The organism is Streptomyces sp. NPDC048389 (assembly GCF_040706335.1).
Lineage (GTDB): Bacteria > Actinomycetota > Actinomycetes > Streptomycetales > Streptomycetaceae > Streptomyces.
Map to the genome: position 1 here is coordinate 1 of NZ_JBEZKP010000107.1, position 6,493 is coordinate 6,493.

A 6,493-nucleotide genomic window follows, 5' to 3' on the forward strand; every position below is an offset into this window, starting at 1 on the left:
GCCTTTGTGGCGCCCCGCCACCGCGACCCCGCCGACCCCGAACACCGCGTCCGGGCCCACGCCCCGGCCCCGGGCGCGCCCCGCGCCCCCCCCCCGCCGGGCCCCGGGGCCCGCCCCCGGGCCCCCGGCCCGGGCGCGGGGGCGGGCGACCCGGCCGAGCGCGGGGCCGGGGGAGCGGCCCGTCCACGAGCGCCGGGACGGCGCGAACGGCGCGGGGCGTGAGTGCCGGGACGCGGAGGCGGGCGACGGCGCATGGAACCGACCGGTACCGGCCGGTGACCTGCCGGTACCGGTCGGGGACACTCCTCGCGAGAGGAGCGGCGGCCCACGGCACGACCGTCCGTCAGCTGGGTGGTGGCCGTGCACCTCCGAGTGCCCGGCCGGTGCGCGGTCACCCCGGCGTCACCGTGACCGATTCACGCGGGTCCGGACGGGCCGGACGCCCCTGGTGTGGTGCCGGGTCGGCGGACATGTCGCGGCCGGCGGTCGCGTCAGAGGCGTTCCGCCTGGCCTTTCGGGGCGACCGGGGCCGGGGCGTAGCCATGGCTCCGGAATCCAGGGCGACTGCCCGGACACCGGCCGGGGCATCCGACGGGAATGCCGGTCGTTCGGTCCCGGGCCCCACGGCACACCAAAAAGGGAGCCGTTCGCCGTCCCTTCGGATCCGAGACCTGGAGAGGCCATGGTGGCGCTGCGGCGCATCGACGACTTCCAGCGACGGCACACCTGGGCCGGGATGCCGCTCGCCGTGGTGTACAAGTTCATCGACGACCAGGGCATGTACCTGGCCGCCCTGCTGGCCTACTACGGCTTCCTCTCGCTCTTCCCGCTGCTGCTGCTCCTGGTGTCCACCCTCGCCCTGCTGCTGGACAACGACCCCGGACTTCGACAGCAGGTCCTCGACTCGGCTCTGCACAAGTTCCCCGTGCTGGGAGACCAGCTCAGGGAGAACATCCACACGTTCGAGACGAACGGAGTCGCCCTGGCCACCGGAGTCCTCGGCAGCATCTACGGCGGACTCGGCGTGGCGCAGGCCGCGCAGCACGCGCTGAACAAGATCTGGGCCGTGCCCAGGCACGCGCGCCCCAACCCCCTGCGCGCACGGTTGCGGGGTCTCGGTTTCATCGCCGTGCTGGCCGTCGGACTGGTCGCCACCACCGCGCTGTCCGCCGCAGCGTCGTCCGCGGGGTCCTTCGGCCTGCGCCTCGGGGTGGCATCGCGCGTGGCGTCCGCCCTCGCGGTGATCCTGTTGAACTCGGTCCTGCTGGTGCTGGCCGTCCGGATCCTGAACCAGGCGGAGGTCGACGTGCGCGGGCTGTGGCGCACCGCGGTCGGCGGCGCCTGCGCCTGGCAGGCGTTGCAGTGGGGCGGTGCCTACTACGTCAGGCACTTCCTGAACGGCGCCAGCACCACGTACGGGATGTTCGGCATCGTGCTGGGACTGCTCGCCTGGCTCTATCTGGGCGCCCTCGTCTTCGTCTTCACGGCGGAGACGGGTGCGGTCCGCGCGTACCGGTTGTGGCCGCGCAGCCTGCTGACGCCGTTCACCGACCAGGTGAGGCTCAGCCGGGCCGACCGCCGTGCGTACCGGTCGTACGCCGAGACTCAGGTGTTCAAGGATTCCCAGAGGATCACCGTCGAGTTCCGGAACGCCCCGTCCGCGCCGACCGGCACTGCCGGGAGGCCCGCCAAGGACGCGGCGCGGCACGACGCCGGGGACAAGGACCCGGACGGCGGCGCGGACTGACCCTCTCCCGGCCCGGCCTGCCGGCACCGCGGCCACGGCCCGGACACCGGCCTTGCTCGCACAGGGCCGTCTGCGAAGGAAGACGACTGATGCCCGGTGTGCTCGGCGACATCGGGCCCGGGGGGTCGCCGCAGATAGATCGTCTGACGGAGCGGTCGGCTCGTTCCCGCTCGCTGTGGTCGGCGGCCTTCTACGAGCACTGCTCGGGTGTCAGTCGGCATGGGCCGCCCGGGCCGCCGCAACCGGCCGGCGCAGTCATGGAAGATGAAACGATGACAGATGACGTGAGCGAGATCCATCTGAGCAAGCAGGACCTCCGTGAGGTCGCCGCGTTCGCCGCAACGTGTGCAGAGGTGGTGCTCAAGATATTCGAGGCCGATCAGCCTGGCGACTCGCGGCCTCGAGATGCCGTCGGCGCCGCGTGGGAGTTCGCTCGGGGCGGCGAACGGGGGAAATCTCTCCGCGAGACGGCGTCGGCGGCCCTCAAGGCGGCCAAGAGCGCGGACACTGCGGCTGCACGCGAGGCAGCGTGGGCAGCGATGTCCGCGGCAGGCGCCGCCTACCTGCACCCTTTGGCGAAGGCCACCCAGGTCAAGCACATTCTCGGCGCCGGCGCCTACGCGGCCAGAGCAGCCGAACTCGTCGCCGACGATGATCGAAGCATTGGTGCCGGGTACCTTGAGCAGACCGTGCGCCATGCGACGCCGACTGTCGTTGACGTGCTCAAACGCTTCCCTGCGGCGCCGAGTGGCGGGGGACGGGTCGGCGAGTTGATCCGCATGCTGGACGCTGACCTTCGTTCACTCACCTTCGCTGAGTGACTATCAGCGGTCCGGACGGCGCGGGCCCACGTCCGTCATCGGGTGACTTCGAGGTTCGTCGGTACGAGCAGGGCGCCCGGGGGTGGGTGGCGCGGGATCGCGTAGGCGGCCGCACCGAGTTCGTGCGCGGCGACGTGTGCGACGGCTCCGGCCTGGCCGGCGGCGTAGGCGGCATGCCGTGCTGCGCCACGAAGGTCTCGAGCCGCACCCACGGCCTGGCCGCCCGCCGCGCGGGCCTGCATCATCTTGACCTCGCCTCGCGCCCAGGCGCGGGCATGCTCGATGGCCTGGCGCCGGTCGTGGGTCCTCAGGCTGGGTCGACTCGAAGAGGCCAAGGACGTGCTCTGCGCACGCTGCCGCCCAGAGGGCGAGGAGATGGTGACCGGGATCAGTGAGGGTCCCACCGCGGCGGATCGTGACGAAGCGAGGGTCCCTGACCTTCGGGAGGATCATGGTTGGCATCCCTTCCCGCTGGGATGCGGCGAAGCCTGCGAACCCGGTGGTTGATCCGCAAGCCCGGCTGCCGTCTCCGGGCCGGACGGGGGAGTTCTCAGCGGCCGATCACCTCGCTCACGGAGGTGTGGGCGGTGGCCTCGTCGATGAGGTCGTCCGCCGGTGGCGAAGGGGCGACGAGGCATGCAGGGCGAGATTGTTGTCCGCCCGTGGGCAGCCGCGCGAGGTGGTGTGGATCGAGGTCGGGCGTCCTGGGTGATCAGCTGGTCCGCACGCCCGGTGATCTTCAGGTGGTGGGGCAACGTAGCTGGTGGTCTCGGTGGAGGTCATGCCCGGCATGGTGCAGCGCAGGGCGGTCCGCTGTTACAGGGTGGTTGGGCTGTCCGGCGGATCTTGGCGGGACAGCCCCTGGAACCGGAAGACCCTCCTGACTGGCACCGGTTGGCACGACGGTCCTTTCAGTTGTCACGGATGCGGTGGGCCTTGGCAACGAGTCTCCGAGGCAGCTTCGGCCCTGCACACGCGTAGTCGATCAGCAGGTTCCGGTAGGTGGTGTTCGCGAGCTCCGGCGCCAGGGCGATCAGGGCCCTCAGGCCGTCGGACGAGCCGGAATGGCGTGTGCGGTAGGCGGCGCCCGCCGCGCGCAGGGAGACTTCGTGAGGTTCGTGTTCCAGGCCCTGTTCGACGAGGCTTGCGGCTGCGGCGAAGTCGCCCTGCTCGGCACGCACGTGCCGCCCCGAGAAAGCGCGCATCGCCGAACCAGGGTGCAGCGCCCCATGACACGTCGGGCCGTACACCCGTGACCGAACCGAGGGCCATCACCGCGTCGTCCATGTCCCCTTCAAGGAACAAGAAGTACGCCTGCGCCGGCACAGCGCTCAAGGAGTCGTCCCCTTCGAGGCCCTCCTTCAGTTCCGAGCGTCGCTCCTGCCACAACTCGGCGAGGGCCGCATAGGGCTCCGGAGCCGCCGGTGCCGAGGCTATCGCCCCCACCAGAAGCTCCACGGCGCCCACCGGGCTTCCGCCGCAGTGCGCCATCACACCAGCGAGACTGACCCCCGCCACCACTGACTGATTCGACATCACCAGAGAATACCCGTGGCCAAAGATTCTGTGAGCGCTTCCGCTCCGACGGCGGTACCCCTGTCGGTGATCTGTCAGTGACGGCAACGACGGCGCGCAAAGGCGACGATCACCGCAGTCGGCGATCAAACCAGGAGCGGGAGAGCCTCCTCTCAACGCACTGCCCGATCCTGCCGGGTTGCTGGCTCTTTGGTACAGCAAGGGGCGGGGCGATCTGACGAGTTGTGCCGGGGGTGGACTGTTTCGGGGGTCTGTGGAGATGCCAGACCATCGCGCGGTCTGTAGCGATCAGCAGGTGGGGGCCAGGTCGGCGTGCAGCAGGTGGTGGTCCGAGTACGCGGTGGGATGCACACTGTGCTCGAGCGGGACGACGCCTCGCAGGAAGATGTAGTCGAACGTGCTCTGCCAGTCGGTGGTCGGCTTGCAGTTGCCGGGGCGCGAGGGGCGGCACCGGGGGTCTGCATCGGCGGCCAGGGCCCGGACGGCGGTAAGTTCGGGGGCGTTCGGCGCGGCGTTGAAGTCGCCGAGGATCATCGCGCGCTGATGCCGGGAGACGTCTGCGGCCAGTACGCGGGCCTGGTCTGCCCGGACTGCTTCTTGACGGCGTTGGGCGAGATGTGTGTTGAAGATCCGGACGGTCCGGTCGCCGACCGTGGTGGTGACGGCCATGTACCCGCGGTCCTCTGATCCTCCGTCGGGATATTCCACGCTGACGGGCTCCGTCATCGGTGCCGCGGAGAGGACCGCCTGGCCGTAGGCCCCGGGGCTCCACGGCGCTCCACCGCAGCGGTCCCAGTTGCGAAGAACCGTGCCGTATTCGGCGTGGTAGACCAGCCCGTGGGAGTGCTTCAGATGGTCCCGGATCTTTTCGACGTCGCGTACGCACGCTTCTTGCAGGCCGACGACCTGGGGGGCGTGCGCGGCGATCTCCGCTGCCCGGTCGGCGTTGCCGGCCCCGCAGGGGTTGCAGATGTTCCACGTCATGACCCGGTTCGATACGACCTTGCTGACTGCTTCGGCGGGCAGTGGCCTGGTGAAGGGGGCGCCGCTCGGCGTGCTGGGGCCGACGAGCACCAGGCAGGCCACGATCACGGCACCCGCGAGCAGCCGCGTGCCCTTTGCGAGCACCATTGCCTCCTCAGCACAGGCGAAGGGACACGCATGGCATCCGACGTCTTCCTGTACGAGGTTAGGGGACGCAGGGAGCCGTGCCCGCACCTGCGGCGCCGGCACGGCCCGCGCGGTCTTCTGTGTGCTGGGGCGGGCCGGCAGCTGTGACGTGCGAGGCCGCATGGCGGTGCGAGGACCTTTCAGCGTGTGTGCTGGTGGGTGGGTGTGGTGGGGGTTGGGGTTCAGGTGGTGGGGAGGGTGGTGCGGTACCAGGGTGCGGCGTGGTGGAACGCTGTGTCGAATCCGTCGCCGGGTGTCAGGCGCAGGTCGGACCACAGGGTGGTGGCTTCGAAGACGTGGTCTGTGGTGAGCATGTCGAGTACGGATGGGGGGATGTTTTGGTCGGTGAGGGTGGCGCGGGCCTGGGGGAGGGTCAGTTGGCCGGTCGGCCAGGGGATTCGGGCGCAGTCGGCGATGGCGCGCAGGGCGGTGTGCGCGGTGACGGGCTCCGGGTGGGCGGCGTGGTAGATGGAGGTGGTCAGGGAGGCGCGGGGGGCGAGTGCGGTGGCTGTCAGGAGTCGGGCCAGGTCCGGTGCGGCGATCATCGACATCCGTGATGTCCAGCCGGCGACGGTGCCGGGCAGGGCGCGCAGCAGTCGCGCCATGCCCTGTCCCATCCAGAGGTCTCCGTTCCCGTAGATGAGATGGGGGCGCAGGACCACGCCGCCGGCTGCCAGGACGGCGTCCTCGGCGACGGCGCGGGTGCGTGAGGTCGCGGATCCGGGACGGCGGGTCAGTTCCTCGGGCCGACTGCCGCGGTAGGTGCCGCGGCCGTAGACGGAAGCAGTGCTGAGGTGGACGATGCGGCGGACCCCGGCGCGGTGGGCCTCGGCGAGCAGAGCTGTGGTGCCGCGTGCGTTGACGGCCTCGTTGGCCTCTGCCATGCCGCCGATCTGCGCCGCGCAGTGGATCAGTATGTCGACGCCGTCGCACAGCCCGTGCAGTGTGCCCGGGTCGGTCAGATCCGCCCGGACGGTGCGAACGGCGGCGTCGGGCCCGGACACGGGTCGGCGGTGCGTCATGAGCCGCAGGTGGGCTTGTTGCCGCTTCGCCTCGTGGGCGACGTGGTGGCCTGTGAAGCCTGTGGCGCCGGTGATGAGGATGGTGGGTGGTGGGGTTGTGGTGGTTGTGGTGGTGGGGGTCATGGGGTGTGGGGGTGGAGGTGGAGGTCGGCGGTGAAGATGGTTTGGTGTTGTTGGGTGCCTTGTATGTGTATGTG

The 6,493-nt window shown here is 70.5% G+C and carries 5 protein-coding genes and 1 pseudogene; 2 read left to right on the top strand and 4 right to left on the bottom strand.

Translation table 11 applies throughout. The features are described from left to right. Positions 1-682: 682 nt before the first annotated feature. Together AB0903_RS33970 and AB0903_RS33975 are read left to right on the top strand one after the other, a co-directional pair. Positions 683-1,747 (top strand): YihY/virulence factor BrkB family protein, encoded by a 1,065-nt coding sequence (locus AB0903_RS33970; protein ID WP_366708637.1) that lies wholly within the window; start codon positions 683-685, stop codon positions 1,745-1,747. A gap of 89 nt (positions 1,748-1,836) precedes the next feature. Continuing rightward, the gene (locus tag AB0903_RS33975; RefSeq protein ID WP_366708639.1) at positions 1,837-2,568 is read left to right on the top strand and encodes a putative immunity protein; all 732 of its coding nucleotides are present in this window, start codon (positions 1,837-1,839) and stop codon (positions 2,566-2,568) included. Positions 2,569-2,663: 95 nt separating this feature from the next. On the opposite strand, the pseudogene AB0903_RS33980 reads toward AB0903_RS33975, so the two are convergent. The 4 genes and pseudogenes from AB0903_RS33980 to AB0903_RS33995 all read right to left on the bottom strand — a co-directional run. Beyond that, a pseudogene (locus AB0903_RS33980) lies at positions 2,664-3,021 on the bottom strand (putative immunity protein); the annotation flags it as partial. 458 nt (positions 3,022-3,479) lie between these two features. Continuing rightward, entirely contained in the window at positions 3,480-3,773 is a 294-nt protein-coding gene (locus tag AB0903_RS33985) for a hypothetical protein (protein ID WP_366708641.1), read from the bottom strand. Between the two features lie 619 nt (positions 3,774-4,392). Continuing rightward, the gene (locus tag AB0903_RS33990) at positions 4,393-5,235 is read right to left on the bottom strand and encodes an endonuclease/exonuclease/phosphatase family protein (protein WP_366708643.1); all 843 of its coding nucleotides are present in this window, start codon (positions 5,233-5,235) and stop codon (positions 4,393-4,395) included. 221 nt (positions 5,236-5,456) lie between these two features. Next, positions 5,457-6,419: an NAD-dependent epimerase/dehydratase family protein gene (locus AB0903_RS33995; RefSeq protein ID WP_366708645.1), complete on the bottom strand. Its 963-nt coding sequence runs from the start codon at positions 6,417-6,419 to the stop codon at positions 5,457-5,459. Positions 6,420-6,493 lie beyond the last annotated feature (74 nt).

Excerpts from the sequence above, each read along its gene's own strand:
- AB0903_RS33970 (WP_366708637.1), top strand. The coding sequence starts at position 683 with ATGGTGGCGCTGCGGCGCATCGACGACTTCCAGCGACGGCACACCTGG.
- AB0903_RS33975 (WP_366708639.1), top strand. The coding sequence starts at position 1,837 with ATGCCCGGTGTGCTCGGCGACATCGGGCCCGGGGGGTCGCCGCAGATA.
- AB0903_RS33985 (WP_366708641.1), bottom strand. The coding sequence starts at position 3,773 with ATGCGCGCTTTCTCGGGGCGGCACGTGCGTGCCGAGCAGGGCGACTTC.
- AB0903_RS33990 (WP_366708643.1), bottom strand. The coding sequence starts at position 5,235 with ATGGTGCTCGCAAAGGGCACGCGGCTGCTCGCGGGTGCCGTGATCGTG.
- AB0903_RS33995 (WP_366708645.1), bottom strand. The coding sequence starts at position 6,419 with ATGACCCCCACCACCACAACCACCACAACCCCACCACCCACCATCCTC.